This window comes from Enterobacter quasiroggenkampii, assembly GCF_043972695.1.
Taxonomy (GTDB): Bacteria; Pseudomonadota; Gammaproteobacteria; order Enterobacterales; family Enterobacteriaceae; genus Enterobacter; species Enterobacter quasiroggenkampii.
Genome location: NZ_CP143745.1, coordinates 316,247 through 331,818, shown reverse-complemented (window position 1 = coordinate 331,818; position 15,572 = coordinate 316,247). Strand labels below are relative to the sequence as shown.

The 15,572-nt window shown below is 57.7% G+C and carries 9 protein-coding genes; 7 read left to right on the top strand and 2 right to left on the bottom strand.

Annotated elements, in window-relative coordinates; genetic code table 11:
* The 5 genes from bcsZ to V1572_RS01645 all read left to right on the top strand — a co-directional run bounded on the left by bcsZ (position 1) and on the right by V1572_RS01645 (position 9,864).
* Positions 1-1,107, top strand: coding sequence for a cellulose synthase complex periplasmic endoglucanase BcsZ (gene bcsZ / locus V1572_RS01665; protein WP_395299977.1), 1,107 nt, complete (start codon positions 1-3; stop codon positions 1,105-1,107).
* Positions 1,089-4,571, top strand: a complete 3,483-nt coding sequence (gene bcsC, locus V1572_RS01660; RefSeq protein WP_395299657.1) for a cellulose synthase complex outer membrane protein BcsC — start codon at positions 1,089-1,091, stop codon at positions 4,569-4,571. Before bcsZ ends, bcsC begins: the two co-directional genes overlap by 19 nt.
* Positions 4,572-4,690: 119 nt before the next feature.
* Positions 4,691-6,697 (top strand): biofilm formation regulator HmsP, encoded by a 2,007-nt coding sequence (gene hmsP / locus V1572_RS01655; RefSeq protein ID WP_048027807.1) that lies wholly within the window; start codon positions 4,691-4,693, stop codon positions 6,695-6,697.
* Positions 6,698-6,856: 159 nt separating this feature from the next.
* A complete protein-coding gene (locus V1572_RS01650; RefSeq protein ID WP_045909063.1) occupies positions 6,857-8,143 on the top strand; it encodes a dicarboxylate/amino acid:cation symporter in 1,287 nt (428 codons plus the stop codon).
* 227 nt (positions 8,144-8,370) lie between these two features.
* Positions 8,371-9,864, top strand: a complete 1,494-nt coding sequence (locus V1572_RS01645) for a pitrilysin family protein (RefSeq protein ID WP_048027805.1) — start codon at positions 8,371-8,373, stop codon at positions 9,862-9,864.
* Positions 9,865-9,910: 46 nt separating this feature from the next.
* On the opposite strand, the gene V1572_RS01640 is transcribed toward V1572_RS01645, so the two are convergent.
* Positions 9,911-10,840: a sugar kinase gene (locus V1572_RS01640; protein WP_395299656.1), complete on the bottom strand. Its 930-nt coding sequence runs from the start codon at positions 10,838-10,840 to the stop codon at positions 9,911-9,913.
* A 229-nt stretch (positions 10,841-11,069) separates the two neighbouring features.
* On the opposite strand from V1572_RS01640, the gene pdeH reads away from it, so the two are divergent.
* Positions 11,070-11,843, top strand: coding sequence for a cyclic-guanylate-specific phosphodiesterase (pdeH, locus tag V1572_RS01635; protein WP_045909060.1), 774 nt, complete (start codon positions 11,070-11,072; stop codon positions 11,841-11,843).
* A 65-nt stretch (positions 11,844-11,908) separates the two neighbouring features.
* Positions 11,909-13,951, top strand: coding sequence for an AsmA family protein (locus V1572_RS01630; RefSeq protein WP_045909059.1), 2,043 nt, complete (start codon positions 11,909-11,911; stop codon positions 13,949-13,951).
* Between the two features lie 93 nt (positions 13,952-14,044).
* Here V1572_RS01630 and V1572_RS01625 read toward each other — a convergent pair whose 3' ends face one another.
* Positions 14,045-15,367 (bottom strand): MFS transporter, encoded by a 1,323-nt coding sequence (locus V1572_RS01625; protein WP_023617091.1) that lies wholly within the window; start codon positions 15,365-15,367, stop codon positions 14,045-14,047.
* Positions 15,368-15,572 lie beyond the last annotated feature (205 nt).

Here is a 15,572-nt window from a genome sequence, read left to right as displayed (position 1 = left end):
ATGAAAGCCTTTCGCTGGTGTGTATTAGCAGCGGTGATGCTGGCGGCGCTTCCTCTTCGCGCCGCCTGTACCTGGCCTGCCTGGGAGCAGTTTAAAAAGGACTACATCAGCGAGGGCGGGCGTGTCATTGACCCCAGTGACACGCGCAAAATTACGACCTCGGAAGGGCAAAGCTACGCCCTGTTCTTTGCCCTGGCGGCGAACGATCGCCAGGCCTTTGACCAGCTACTGACCTGGACGCGCGATAATCTTGCCAGCGGCGATCTCAACGACCATCTGCCAGCCTGGCTATGGGGGCAGAAAGATAAAGAGACGTGGGCGGTGATTGATACCAACTCCGCCTCTGACGCTGATGTCTGGATCGCCTGGTCACTGCTCGAAGCGGGTCGGCTGTGGAAGCATCCGGACTATACCCGCACGGGTAAAGCGCTGCTGAAACGCATTGTCAGCGAGGAGGTGGTGAAAGTCCCGGGGCTTGGCGCAATGCTGCTTCCCGGTAAAGTCGGCTTTGCCGATGAACACGCCTGGCGCTTTAACCCCAGCTATCTTCCTCCGCAGCTAGCGGCTTATTTCACGCGGTTTGGCTCCCCGTGGCCCCAGCTTCGTGAAACCAATCTGCGCCTGCTGCTGGAGAGTGCGCCGAAAGGCTTTTCGCCGGACTGGGTGCAGTATCAGAAAAACAGAGGCTGGCGGTTACAGCAGGAGAAAGCGCTGGTGGGCGGCTACGACGCCATCCGCGTGTATCTCTGGGTGGGCATGATGAGTGATAACGATCCTCAGAAAGCCCGGCTGCTGACGCGCTTCCAGCCGATGGCGGCAAAGACCATGAAATGGGGTGTGCCGCCGGAGAAAGTGGATGTGGCGACGGGGAAACGCACCGGCGACGGCCCGGTCGGGTTCTCTGCCGCTATGCTGCCGTTTTTACAACAACGTGATGCCCAGGCGATTCAGCGCCAGCGCGTTGCGGACCATTTTCCCGATAACAATGCCTATTACAGCTACGTGCTGACGCTTTTTGGGCAAGGATGGGATCAGCATCGTTTTCGCTTCACCGCAAAAGGTGAATTAATACCGGATTGGGGCCAGGAATGCGCAAGTTCACAGTAAATCTACTCAGTTTATCGCTTGGCCTGGCGCTTATGCCGTGGGCCCAGGCCGCTAACTCTCCGCAGCAAAAACAGTTGCTGGAGCAGGTGAGGCTGGGCGAATCGACACAGCGTGAGGATTTGGTTCGTCAGTCGCTCTATCGCCTTGAGCTGATTGACCCGAACAACCCTGACGTGATTGCCGCACGCTTTCGCTACCTGCTGCGTCAGGGCGATAACGCCGGCGCGCAAAAAGAGCTGGATCGTCTGAAAGGGATTGCGCCGGGTTCGAGTGCGTACCAGTCATCACGCAACACGATGCTGCTTTCTACTCCGGATGGCCGCCAGCAGCTCCAGCAGGCGCGACTGCTCGCCACTACGGGGCACACACAGGAGGCGATTGCCGCCTATGACAAGCTGTTTGACGGCAACCCGCCGGGTGGCGACGTGGCGACGGAATACTGGAACGTCGTGGCAAAAGATCCTGCTCGCCGCGGCGCGGCCATTAACCAGCTCAAGAAAATAAACAGCAGCAGTCCCGGAAATACGCAGCTGCAGGCGACGCTGTCCCAGCTTCTGTTCCAGAGCGGACGTCGTGATGAAGCCTTTGCGGTATTGCAGGAGATGGCCAAATCCACCAATGGCCGCAGCCAGGCGTCTGATATGTGGTATGACCAAATCAAAGACCAGCCTGCCAGCAGCGCCAGTGTCAGCGCGCTGCAAAAATACCTGAGCGTATTCAGCGACGGGGATAGCGTCGCGGCAGCGCGTGCCCAGCTTGAAGCGCAGCAAAAACAGCTCGCCGATCCGGCGTTCCGCGCGAAAGCCGAAGGGCTGGCGGCGGTGGATGCCGGGCAGGGAAGTAAGGCGGTGGCAGAGCTGCAAAAAGCCGTCAGCGCAAACCATGCCGACAGTGAAGCGGTGGGCGCCCTTGGACAGGCGTATTCCCAGAAGGGCGACCGCGCCCGCGCGGTGGCACAGTTTGAAAAGGCGATTGCCCTCGATCCCCAGAGCGATAATCGGGGTAAATGGGACAGTCTTCTGAAGGTTAACCGCTACTGGCTGCTGATCCAGCAGGGCGATGCGGCGCTGAAGGCGAATAATCCGGCGCAGGCAGAGCGTTACTATCAGCAGGCACGCAATATCGACAATACCGACAGCTATGCCGTGCTGGGGCTCGGCGACGCCGCCGCGGCACGTAAAGATAACGACGCGGCGGAGCGTTACTATCGCCAGGCGCTGCGGATGGACAGCGGCAACAGCAATGCGGTTCGCGGCCTGGCCAATATTTACCGCGCGCAGTCGCCGGAGAAGGCTTCGCAGTTTATCCAGTCTCTCTCCGCCAGCCAGCGCCGTAGCATAGACGATATTGAACGTAGCCTGACCAACGAACAGCTCTCCGCCCAGGCCGAACAGCTTGAGAACCAGGGGAAATACGCGCAGGCAGCAGACATTCAGCGTCGTCGTCTGGCGCTCTCTCCCGGCGACGTGTGGATAACCTATCGTCTTTCGCGCGATCTCTACAGCGCGGGTCAGCGCAGCCAGGCGGACACCCTGATGCGTCAGCTTGCCCACCAGAAACCGTCCGACCCGGATCAGGTTTATGCTAACGGGCTCTACCTTTCCGGAAACGATCAGGACCGGGCCGCGCTGGCGCATCTGGAGACGCTGCCGCGCAGCCAGTGGAACGGCAATATTCAGGAGCTTGCCGACCGCCTGCAAAGCAACCAGGTGCTGGAAACCGCCAACCGCCTGCGCGACAGCGGCAAAGAGCAGGACGCAGAGAATCTTCTTCGCCAGCAGCCGACCTCCACCCGTATCGACCTCACGTTGGCGGACTGGGCACAGCAGCGTGGCGATCTTGACTCGGCGAAAACGACGTACAACGCCGTCCTGCAGCGTGAGCCGCAGAATGAAGACGCGCTCCTCGGTCTGACCGAGATTTACAGCGCGCAGGGTAACAAAGATGCCGCGCGCGCGGAGCTGGCGAAGCTGCCCGCCGCGCAAAACGGCCAGCCGCTGTCGCTCAATATGCAGCGCCGCATCGCGATGGCGCAGGCGGGTCTGGGCGATGCCGCTGCCGCAGAGCAGACCTTCAATAAAATCATTCCGCAGGCTAAATCGCAGCCTGGCTCCATGGAAAACGCGCTGGTGCTGCGTGATGCCGCACGTTTCCAGGCGCAGAACGGCCAGCCTCAGCAGGCGCTGGAAACCTACAAAGATGCGATGGTATCGACGGGTATCACCACGACGCGTCCGGCTGATAACGACAGTTTCACCCGTCTGACGCGTAACGATGAAAAAGACGACTGGCTGAAGCGCGGCGTGCGCAGTGATGCCGGTGAGTTGTACCGCCAGCAGGATGTTAACGTCACGCTGCAGCACGATTACTGGGGCTCCAGCGGCACGGGCGGTTATTCCGATCTGAAAGCGCATACCACCATGCTGCAGGTGGATGCGCCGCTCTCTGACGGGCGCATGTTCTTCAGAAGCGATCTGGTCAATATGGATGCCGGGTCATTCGATACCAGGAACGGGACTTACGATCCTAAATGGGGAACCTGCTACGAAACACCGTGTAGCGGCAGCACCCATCAGTCAGACAATGGCGCGAGCGTTGCCGTCGGCTGGCAGAATAAAACCTGGGCGATGGATATTGGCACCACGCCAATGGGCTTTGACGTCGTCGACGTGGTGGGCGGCATCAGCTACAGCAGCGATCTGGGGCCCATCGGTTATACCGTTAACGCCCATCGTCGGCCAATCTCCAGCTCTCTCCTGGCCTTCGGCGGGCAAAAAGATACCAATACCGGCACCACCTGGGGCGGCGTACGCGCCACCGGTGGCGGCGTAAGTATGAGCTATGACAAAGGGGAAGCGAACGGCGTCTGGTCAAGCCTGAACGCGGAAACGCTGACGGGTAAAAATGTGGAGGATAACTGGCGCGTCCGCTGGATGACGGGTTACTACTACAAGCTCATTAATAAAAACAACGAGCGCCTGACGGTCGGCGTGTCCAACATGCTCTGGCACTACGACAAAGACCTGAGCGGTTATACCCTGGGCCAGGGCGGCTATTACAGCCCGCAGGAGTATGTCTCCTTCGCCTTGCCAGTGACATGGCGTAAGCGCACGGAAAACTGGTCCTGGGAGCTGGGGGGCTCGGTCTCCTGGTCCCACTCCAAAACCAAAGACGAGCTGCGCTACCCGATTCAGAATCTGATCCCGACCGATGAGCCAGACCGCTATACCGACCGGGGCGCGATGGAAACCGGCAGCAGTTCTTCTGGTACGGGTTATACCGCACGGGCCATAATCGAGCGGCGGGTCACGTCCAACTGGTTTGTCGGCATGGGCGTGGATATCCAGCAAGCGAAAGACTATACCCCAAGCCACGCGCTGATCTATGTGCGCTACTCTGCTGCAGGCTGGCAGGGCGATATGGACTTACCGCCGCAGCCGCTTATCCCTTACGCGGACTGGTAATCGGATTTTCCTTAATCCATTTGTAAGTCTCTCTTAATAGCGCGGCAATCGGGTATACTCAGGCGCGCCAGGTTTACACCCTGGCGCGCCCTGCGCTTCGAGTTTTGTGGAGAGTCATTTTGCGTGTCAGCCGTTCCTTAACAATCAAACAGATGGCGATGGTCTCTGCCGTCACCATGCTGTTTGTCCTGCTCTTCTGCGTCATTTTGCTGTTTCATTCCGTACAGCAGAATCGCTATAACACGGCTTCGCAATTAGAAAGCATCGCCCGCTCGGTACGCGGCCCGTTGTCTGCCTCCATCCTGAAAGGGGATATCCCCGAGGCGGAAACCATATTGAAACGCATTCAGCCGGCTGGTGTTGTGAGCCGGGCGGACGTCGTGCTCCCCAACCAGTTTCAGGCGCTGCGGATGAGCTTTATCCCGGAACGTCCCGTCCCGATGATGGTGATGCGCCTGTTTGAACTGCCGGTGCAAATTTCGCTTCCCGTCTATTCGCTTGAACGCCCTGCGAATCCGCAGCCGCTGGCCTACCTGGTGTTACAGGCAGACTCCTACCGCATGTATAAATTCGTCATGAGTTGGGTGGTTACGTTAGTGACCACTTGCTTACTTATGACGCTTATTCTCAGCGTGGCGCTCACCTGGTGCATCAACCGGCTGATTGTCCATCCCCTGCGCCGTATCGCCCGCGAGCTGAACACGCTCGCCCCGCAGGATCAGATGGGACACCAGCTTGAGCTGCCGCGTCTGCATCATGACGATGAGATCGGCATGCTGGTGCGCAGCTATAACCTCAACCAGCAGCGCATCCAGCGTCAGCAGGATGAACTGAACAGTAGCGCCACCCGTTTTCCGGTATCGGAGCTCCCCAATAAAGCCTTCCTGATGGCGATGCTGGAGCAAACCGTTGAGCGCCAGCAAACCACCGCGCTGATGGTCATTGCCTGCGAAACCCTGCAGGACACGGCTGGCGTGCTTCAGGAGAGCCAGCGCGAAATGCTGCTGCTCACCCTGGTGGAAAAGATCAAATCTGTCCTTGCCCCGCGCATGGTGCTGACTCAGGTCAGCGGTTATGACCTGGTGGTGATTGCCAACGGCGTCAAAGAGCCCTGGCATGCGATTACGTTAGGTCAGCAAGTACTCACTGTCATTAATGAGCGGCTACCGATTCAGGGTATCCAGCTTCGCCCGAGCGCCAGTATCGGGATTGCCATGTTCTATGGCGATCTGACCGCGGAACAGCTTTATCGCCGCGCCTTCTCGGCGGCCTTTACCGCCCGGCGCAAAGGCAAAAACCAGATCCAGTTCTTCGACCCGGCGCAGATGGAAAAGGCGCAGCAGCGCCTGACGGAAGAGAGCGACATCCTGACCGCGCTGGATAACCGCCAGTTTGCCCTCTGGCTGCAGCCGCAGGTGGACCTGCAGACGGGAGAGGTGAAAAGCGCCGAGGCCCTGCTGCGTCTGCAGCAGCCGGATGGCTCATGGGAGCTGCCGGAAGGGCTGATTGAGCGCATCGAGTCCTGTGGCCTGATGGTTACCGTTGGCTACTGGGTGCTGGAGGAGTGCTGCCGTCAGCTTGCCGCCTGGCAGGAGCGTGGCGTGACGCTGCCGCTGTCGGTCAACCTGTCTGCCCTGCAGCTTATGCACCCGACCATGGTTTCAGAGATGCTGGAGCTGATCCATCGTTACCGCATCAAGCCTGATACGTTAACCCTGGAAGTGACGGAGAGCCGACGCATCGACGATCCCAATGAGGCGGTCGCGATTCTCAAGCCGCTGCGTAATGCCGGTATTCGTATTGCCCTGGACGATTTTGGCATGGGGTACGCCGGGCTGCGTCAGCTTCAGCACATGAAGACCCTTCCGGTAGATGTGCTCAAAATTGACAAAGCGTTTGTCGACGGACTGCCGGGCGACAGCAGCATGGTGCAGGCGATTATCCAGATGGCGCGTAGCCTCAACCTGCACCTTATTGCCGAGGGGATTGAAACCGACGCGCAACGCGCCTGGCTGGCAGAGGCGGGCGTGGAGAGCGGGCAAGGCTTCCTGTTTGCCCCTGCAGTCCCTTCGGATGTCTTTGAAGAACGATACCTTTCTGGCGCCGATCACCACGCAAAAGCGTAATTTTGTTGCTGGCTTGTGCGAGCCAGCTCAAAGTTCTTAACATTTGTGTTTCAAATTTGAACTGAGTTTATTTCTGTCCTGTTATGTGGGTGTTATTTTAAAGCCGCAGGTTAACCATAACCTTACAAAGCCTGTGGTTTTTCTTCCCAAGGACACCTTATGAAAACCTCACTCTTCAAAAGTCTTTATTTCCAGGTCCTGACAGCCATCGCCATCGGTATTCTGCTGGGTCACTATTACCCTGAACTGGGCGCGCAAATGAAACCGCTTGGCGACGCGTTCGTTAAGCTCATTAAAATGGTCATCGCGCCGGTGATCTTCTGTACGGTCGTCACGGGCATCGCTGGCATGGAAAGCATGAAGGCGGTCGGTCGTACCGGTGCAGTGGCGCTTCTCTATTTTGAAGTGGTCAGTACCCTTGCGCTGATTATCGGTCTGATCATCGTCAACGTGGTGCAACCAGGCGCGGGGATGAACGTCGATCCGGCGACGCTGGATGCCAAAGCGGTTGCGGTCTATGCCGAGCAGGCGAAGGATCAGGGCGTGGTCGCCTTCCTGCTGGACGTCATTCCTGGTAGCGTCATAGGCGCGTTCGCCAGCGGAAACATCCTCCAGGTGCTGCTGTTCGCCGTGATGTTTGGCTTTGCCCTGCACCGTTTGGGCAGCAAAGGTCAGCTTATCTTTAACGTGATCGAAAGCTTCTCGCAGGTCATCTTCGGCATCATCAATATGATCATGCGCCTGGCGCCCATCGGTGCCTTCGGTGCGATGGCCTTCACCATCGGTAAGTATGGCGTCGGTACGCTGGTCCAGCTGGGTCAGCTGATTATCTGCTTCTATATCACCTGTATTCTTTTCGTGGTGGTGGTGCTGGGCTCCATCGCCCGTGCGACCGGTTTCAGCATCTTCAAATTTATCCGTTACATCCGCGAAGAGCTGCTGATTGTTCTGGGAACCTCCTCGTCAGAATCGGCGCTGCCGCGCATGCTCGATAAGATGGAGAAACTCGGGTGTCGTAAATCGGTGGTCGGGCTGGTGATCCCGACGGGCTACTCCTTCAACCTGGATGGCACCTCGATATACCTGACGATGGCGGCGGTGTTTATCGCGCAGGCGACCAACAGCCATATGGATATTTTCCATCAGATTACCCTGCTGGTGGTGCTCCTGCTCTCCTCTAAAGGCGCGGCAGGCGTGACGGGCAGCGGCTTTATCGTGCTGGCCGCCACCATTTCTGCTGTGGGTCACCTGCCGGTGGCGGGTCTGGCGTTGATTCTGGGTATTGACCGATTCATGTCTGAGGCCCGTGCGCTAACCAACCTGGTGGGTAACGGCGTGGCAACGGTGGTGGTGGCGAAATGGGTGAAAGAGCTGGATCACAAAAAGCTCGACGATACTCTGAATAATCGTTCAACTGACAGCAAAAATCCTGGCTTATCCTCTTAATCTTGTCACAAATGCCCGTATTCCCTTGTGGGGATGCGGGCTCCTGCGCATAATAACTGTTCATACCTGTCATAATTCGACAAGATTTTTTTTGGGTATATTTCACTTCGGACCGTGACGTTTTGCCGAACGCGCGGTCTAATCGACGTGTTTTCATCGTCATCTTTAAGAGTGAAGCGCGTCGCGAGGCACTCTTTTTTAACCAGGAATGTTGATCAGGGGTTCACATGCAGGGCACAAAAATTCGACTCTTAACCGGCGGTTTGCTGATGATGGCAGCAGCCAGTTATGTGCAGGCAGATGCGCTCCAGCCAGACCCGGCCTGGCAACAAGGGACATTAGCGAACGGTTTTCAGTGGCAGGTGTTAGCCACGCCGCAACGTCCCAGTGACCGTATTGAAATCCGTCTGTCTGTTAATACCGGTTCCCTCACGGAAAGCACCCAGCAAACCGGTTTCAGCCACTTTATTCCCCGGCTGGCGCTCACTCAGAGCGGCAGCCTGCAAGCGGTTCAGGTGCGTTCGCTCTGGCAACAGGCCATCGATCCAAAACGCCCACTCCCGCCGGCGGTGGTCTCGTATGACTACACCATGTTTAACCTGAGCCTGCCTAATAACCGCAACGATCTGCTTAAAGAAGCCCTGACGTATCTCTCCGATGCCTCTGGCAATCTGGCGATTACGCCGGATACCGTCAACTATGCGTTGAGCAACAGCGACATGGTGGCGACCTGGCCTGGAGATACCAAAGAGGGCTGGTGGCGTTACCGCCTGAAAGGCTCGACGTTACTGGGGCATGACCCGGCCGAACCGCTGAAACAGCCGGTGGATGCTGAGCAGGTGAAAACGTTCTATCAGAAATGGTACACCCCGGACGCGATGACGCTGATCGTGGTGGGTAACGTGGACAGCCGCGCGGTGGTAGAGCAGATCAACAAAGCGTTTGGCGATCTGAAAGGCAAGCGTGAATCGCCTGCCCCTGTTCCAACACTCTCCCCGCTGCGCGCAGAGCCTGTCAGCATTATGACGGACACCGTGCGTCAGGACCGACTCTCCGTGATGTGGGATAACGCCTGGCAGCCCATCCGTGAGTCCGCGGCGCTGTTGCGCTACTGGCGTGCCGACCTGGCGCGTGAAGCGCTGTTCTGGCACGTTCAGCAGACGCTCAGTAAGAACAACGTGAAGAATATCGGCCTTGGCTTTGACTGCCGCGTGCTGTTCCAGCGTGCGCAATGCGCCATTAACGTTGAATCACCGGGCGATAAGCTGAATGCCAATCTGGGCGTCGTGGCGAAAGAGCTGGCAAAAGTGCGTAAAGAGGGGCTCTCTGAAGAGGAGTTCAACGCGCTTGTGGCGCAGAAAAAACTCGAGCTGCAGAAGCTGTTCGCGACCTACGCGCGCGCCGATACCGACATTCTGATCAGCCAGCGTATTCGCTCCCTGCAGAACCAGGTGGTGGACATTGCGCCGGAACAGTACCAGAAGCTTCGTCAGGACTTCCTGAGCGGTCTGACCGTCGATATGCTTAACCAGGAGCTCCGCCAGCAGCTGTCGCAGGAGATGGCGTTGATTCTCCTGCAACCGAAGGGCGAGCCGGAGTATGACATGAAGGAACTTCAGACGACCTGGGATTCCATCATGGCCACCGCGCCGCAGCCAACGCAGTCCGCGACGGCTGATGATTTACATCAGGACGCGACGGATATCCCGCAAGGGCAGTAATGGGGAAACATTCCCTCTCCCTGTGGGAGAGGGTAAAGGTGAGGGCTTAAACAGGCATCGCTTCGCGCGGAATAATCGCCCCGCGATACTGAATGACGGTGCTGGCCGTCAGGTGCCCACGCTGTGCCGCGGCTTCCGGTGTTCCACCCGTCAGGCGTACCGCCAGATAGCCCGCGCTGAATGAATCACCCGCTGCCGTGGTATCAATCACTTTCTCTTTGGCCAGCTTCACCGCCGGGACCTCAACTACCGCTTCACCCGCAATCGCGACCAGGCACGAATCCGCACCGCGCTTAATCACCACTTCACGCACGCCAGCCGCCTGCGTACGTGCAATCACGTCTTCTGCCGGTTTCTCACCCCACAGGGCGTCTTCATCGTCGAGCGTCAGGAAGGCGATGTCGGTGCATTGCAGCATCTGCTGATAGACCTGCTGCGTCTCTTCACGGCTGGACCACAGGCGCGGGCGGTAGTTGTTATCGAAAATAACCTTACCGCCGTTGGCACGACACGCGCGCAGCAGCGAGAGCAGCTTTTCACGGCTGGCCGGGCTGAGGATAGCCAGGCTGATCCCGCTCAGATAGAGATAGTCGAAGGTCGCCAGCGCCTGGCAGATGGCCGCGGCGGCATCGCTCTCCAGCCAGAATTTGGCCGCAGCTTCGTTACGCCAGTAATAAAACGTGCGTTCGCCAGTGCTGTCGGTTTCGATGTAATAAAGCCCCGGGAGGCGGTTTTCCATACGCTGAATCAGCGATGTTTCAACCTGTTCACTCTGCCAGGCCTCCAGCATTTGCTGGCTGAAGCTGTCCGTGCCCAGAGCGGTAACATAGTTCACGGTGAGCGCCTCAGGCGCAACCTGACGGGCAATATAAACCGACGTGTTTAACGTATCGCCACCAAATCCGCGGCTCACTTCCGCGCCTTTTTGTGACAGCTCAATCATGCATTCGCCAATCACGGCAATTTTTTTAGACATAATCGTGAACCTGAACAGAAGAATTAACAGCAGTGTGCGCTGAGTGAATTAACCGGTCAACTATATTAAAACAACGTTCCATTATTTTATTTGAGCCAACGCGTGTTCCTGCGCATTTCTGTCATCTTAATTTCATTTTCCCGGTGAATTGAACATAAAGTTCTCAATTGTCGCGCCGATAATCCTGTGACGAGTCCAGAAAGGCCATCCCAACAACAGGACATCTGAAATGAAGTCAGAGCAGGTTATCCAGCGGCTGAGCACCACGCCTGAGGCAAGTATTGAGAACTTGCAGGAGCATCGCTACTGGCTGCAATGTGAGCGTGCGTACACTTATCAGCCGATATACCGAACAGACGGTCGACTGATGGCCATTGAAATTTTGACCGTCGTAACGCACCCCTCAAACCCTACCCAGCGCATCGCACCGGATCGCTATTTTGCCGAAGTTGCCGTTCGCCAGCGTCTGGACGTGCTGGAAGAGCAGCTCCATATGCTGGCAACGAAGCAGCCCTTTTTCGAACAGCACGATATCCTCGCCTCCGTGAATGTTGATGGCCCCACTCTGCTGGCGCTGCGTCAGAACGCGAAATTGCAGGAGCTGATTGCCACCCTGCCGTGGGTGCGTTTTGAGCTGGTGGAGCATGTTCGCCTGCCGCAGGACTCCTCGTTTGCCTCCATATGCGAATACGGCCCGCTGTGGCTGGATGACTTTGGCACCGGCATGGCGAACTTTTCTGCCCTGAGTGAAGTGCGTTATGACTACATCAAAGTGGCCCGCGATCTGTTCATTATGCTGCGTCAGACCCCGGAAGGGCGGAACCTGTTTACGCTGCTATTGCAGCTGATGAACCGCTATTGCCAGGGCGTGATTGTTGAAGGTGTGGAAACGCTGGAAGAGTGGCGTGATGTGCAAAGCTCGCCTGCCGCGGCGGCGCAAGGCTATTTCCTCTCCCGTCCGGTACCCATGGATCGCCTCGATAGCGTGATAACTACCCTCTGATAAGCCCGCTTCCCTTTGTCTGGACTATAGTTTTACAGGACAGGTCATCAGGAAAGGGGATAAAAATGACAAGAACAACCAGGGTAATCTCCTGGACAGCAGGGATTTTCTTGTTGTTGATCGTGGTCGTCGCCATCATTATCGCGACGTTTGACTGGAACCGTCTTAAGCCGACCATCAACCAGAAAGTCTCAACCGAACTGAACCGCCCCTTCGCCATACGCGGTGATTTAGGGGTCGTGTGGGAGCGTCAGAAAGAGGAGCCCGGCTGGCGAAGCTGGATCCCGTGGCCACACGTCCACGCCGACGACATCATTCTCGGCAACCCGCCGGATATCCCGGCGGTCACCATGATCCACCTGCCGCGCGTTGAGGCCACGCTGGCCCCGCTCGCGCTGTTCACCAAAACTGTTTATCTGCCGTGGATCAAACTTCAACAGCCCGACGCGCGCCTGATCCGCCTCTCAGAAAAAAATAACAACTGGACCTTTAACCTTGCCAGCGACGGCGAAAAGGATCCGAACGCCCAGCCTTCTTCCTGGTCATTCCGTCTCGACAATATTCTCTTCGATCGCGGGCGGATCGCCATCGACGACAAAGTCAGCAAGGCCGACGTGGAGATCCTGGTCGATCCGCTGGGCAAGCCGCTGCCGTTTAGCGAGGTCACGGGGACGAAAGCCAAAGGTGACACGGCAAGCGTGGGCGACTATGTCTTCGGCCTGACGGCAAAAGGACGCTACAACGATCAGCCGCTCAGCGGTAAAGGGAAAATAGGCGGCATGCTGGCGCTCCGGAGCGAAGGCACGCCGTTCCCGGTGCAGGCGGACTTCCGCTCCGGTAACACCCGCGTGGCGTTTGTGGGGACGGTCAACGACCCGATGAACATGGGCGGCGTCGATCTTCAGCTTAAATTTGCCGGTGATTCGCTGGGCGAGCTGTATGAGCTGACCGGCGTGCTGCTGCCGGATACGCCGCCGTTCGAAACGGACGGGCATCTGGTCGCCAAAATCGATACCGAAAAAGCGTCTGTTTTTGACTACCGTGATTTTAATGGCCGCATCGGCGACAGCGATATCCACGGCTCGCTGACCTACACCACCGGAAAACCGAGGCCGAAGCTGGAAGGGGACGTTGAGTCCCGTCAGTTGCGTCTGGCCGATCTCGGCCCGCTGATCGGCGTGGATTCCGGCAAAGGCACAAAATCAAAAGAGGTGAAAAAGGACATTCAGCCTGCGGGAAAAGTGCTGCCTTACGATCGCTTTGAAACCGATAAGTGGAACGTGATGGATGCGGACGTCCGCTTCAAAGGGCGTAAAATTGAGCATGGCAGCACGTTGCCGTTGAGCGATCTCTCGACGCATATCATCCTCAAAAACGCCGACCTGCGCCTGCAGCCGCTGAAGTTTGGCATGGCAGGCGGGACGATTTCCTCAAACATTCACCTGGAAGGCGATAAAAAGCCGATGCAGGGCCGGGCGGAGATTCAGGCGCGCAGGCTTAAGCTGAAAGCGCTGATGCCGAACGTCGAGCTGATGCAGAAAACCCTCGGCGAGATGAACGGCGATGCCGACATTCGCGGCGTGGGTAACTCCGTGGCGGCGCTGCTGGGCAGCGGTAATGGCAACCTGAAGCTGCTGATGAACGACGGGCTGGTGAGCCGCAACCTGATGGAGATCCTGGGGCTGAACGTCGGGAACTACATCATCGGGCAAATCTTCGGCGATGATGAGGTACGGGTGAACTGTGCGGCGGCCAATCTGGATCTGGTGAACGGCGTGGCGCGTCCGCAGATTTTTGCCTTCGACACGGAAAACGCGGTGATTAACGTGACCGGAACCGCCAGCATGGCCTCCGAGCAGCTTGATCTGACGATTGACCCGGAGAGTAAGGGGATCCGTATTATCACGCTGCGCTCGCCGCTGTACGTCCGCGGGACCTTCAAAAATCCGCAGGCGGGCGTGAAGCCCGGACCGTTGATTGCGCGTGGTGCGGTGGCTGCGGCGCTTGCGACGCTGGTTACCCCAGCCGCAGCGCTGCTGGCGTTGATATCGCCGTCAGAGGGCGAGGCGAATCAGTGCCGGACCATTTTGTCACAGATGAAGAAGTAAGGTGCGGCCTGTTTTTGCCGGGTGGCGCTGCGCTTACCCGGCCTACATTTGAATCGTAGGCCGGGTAAGGCGTAGCCGCCACCCGGCATTAGCTTACAGAGCCTGGTGCTTCGTCTCGTGCGTCAGCAGCAGCGCAATCAGCGTCAGCGCCGCCATGGCCGCCAGATAGACGCCCACATAGAACAGACCATAGTTTGCCTGCAGCCAGGTGGCGATATACGGCGCTACGGAGGCACCCAGAATAGACGAGACGTTATAGGAGAACGACGCGCCGGTATAACGCACTTCCGTTGGGAACAGCTCTGGCAGCAGCGCACCCATCGGGCCGAAGGTCAACCCCATCAGGCTCAGGCCAATCAGCAGATAGGCCATCACCAGCGCCGGGCTGCCTGAACCCAGCAGCGGCGGGAAGACGAACAGAGCAAACAGAATGATCAGCGTGGTGATGGTAATCATGCTCGCGCGACGACCGAACTTATCCGCCAGCAGCCCCGCAATCGGAACCATCACGCCAAACCCGATCACCGCCATCATCAGCATCCACAGCACTTCGTTACGCGGCAGACCCAGCCCAACCGGCGCGGCGGCGGTGCTGAAGGTCATGGAGTAAACGGTCATGATGTAGAACAGCGTGTAGGTGGCGAGCATGATAAACGTGCCCAGCACGGTCACGCGCACGTGTTTGGTCAGCAGCGTGCCCAGCGGCACTTTCACCTGCTTGTTCGCCGCGGCCACTTTCGCGAAAACCGGGGTCTCATGCAGAGAAACACGCACGTACAGGCCAATCAGCACCAGCACGGCTGAGAAGACAAACGGGATACGCCAGCCCCAGCTCATGAACTGTTCATCCGTCAGCAGCCAGGAGAGCAGCAGGAACGTCCCGTTGGCAAAGAAGAAGCCAATCGGTGCGCCAAGCTGCGGGAAAGAACCATACAGCGCGCGCTTGCGCGCCGGGGCGTTCTCGGTGGCCAGCAGCGCCGCGCCACCCCATTCACCACCCAGGCCCAGACCCTGACCAAAACGCGCCAGCGCCAGCAGGACCGGCGCCAGAATGCCGATGGTCTCATACGTCGGCAGCAGGCCGATGGCCACGGTGGAGATCCCCATCGTCAGCAGCGAGGCCACCAGCGTAACTTTACGACCAATGCGATCGCCAAAGTGTCCAAACAGCGCGGAGCCAATCGGACGCGCAACAAACGCGATAGCAAAGGTCGCCAGGGACTGCAGCGTGGCCGCCGTCGGATCGCCCTGCGGGAAGAAAATGTGCGGGAAGACGATGACCGCCGCGGTGGCGTAAATATAAAAGTCGAAGAACTCGATGGCGGTGCCAATCAGCGAAGCGACGACAACTTTATTGCGCGAATTTACCGGAACGTTTTCCGTTTCTGAGTCGAGTGTGGTGGCGGTTGCTTGCATAATATTTTCTTATTTTTGTCGAACGAAAGGCCATATTACGCACAGCAAAAGCGACATTTCAATCTGTAACAAAGTCGCGACCTGGTGATAAAAGCAACAAAAAGCGGATAATTTTCAGGCCAGCCAAAACACGTCTATGAAATGCTTCACAGATTTTAAATATCAGTCAATAAAACTGGTTTTCGGTTAAATAAAAGTTACGGAC

Coding starts and splice junctions, on each gene's coding strand:
- bcsZ (WP_395299977.1), top strand. CDS start 1: ATGAAAGCCTTTCGCTGGTGTGTATTAGCAGCGGTGATGCTGGCGGCG.
- bcsC (WP_395299657.1), top strand. CDS start 1,089: ATGCGCAAGTTCACAGTAAATCTACTCAGTTTATCGCTTGGCCTGGCG.
- V1572_RS01650 (WP_045909063.1), top strand. CDS start 6,857: ATGAAAACCTCACTCTTCAAAAGTCTTTATTTCCAGGTCCTGACAGCC.
- V1572_RS01645 (WP_048027805.1), top strand. CDS start 8,371: ATGCAGGGCACAAAAATTCGACTCTTAACCGGCGGTTTGCTGATGATG.
- V1572_RS01640 (WP_395299656.1), bottom strand. CDS start 10,840: ATGTCTAAAAAAATTGCCGTGATTGGCGAATGCATGATTGAGCTGTCA.
- pdeH (WP_045909060.1), top strand. CDS start 11,070: ATGAAGTCAGAGCAGGTTATCCAGCGGCTGAGCACCACGCCTGAGGCA.
- V1572_RS01630 (WP_045909059.1), top strand. CDS start 11,909: ATGACAAGAACAACCAGGGTAATCTCCTGGACAGCAGGGATTTTCTTG.
- V1572_RS01625 (WP_023617091.1), bottom strand. CDS start 15,367: ATGCAAGCAACCGCCACCACACTCGACTCAGAAACGGAAAACGTTCCG.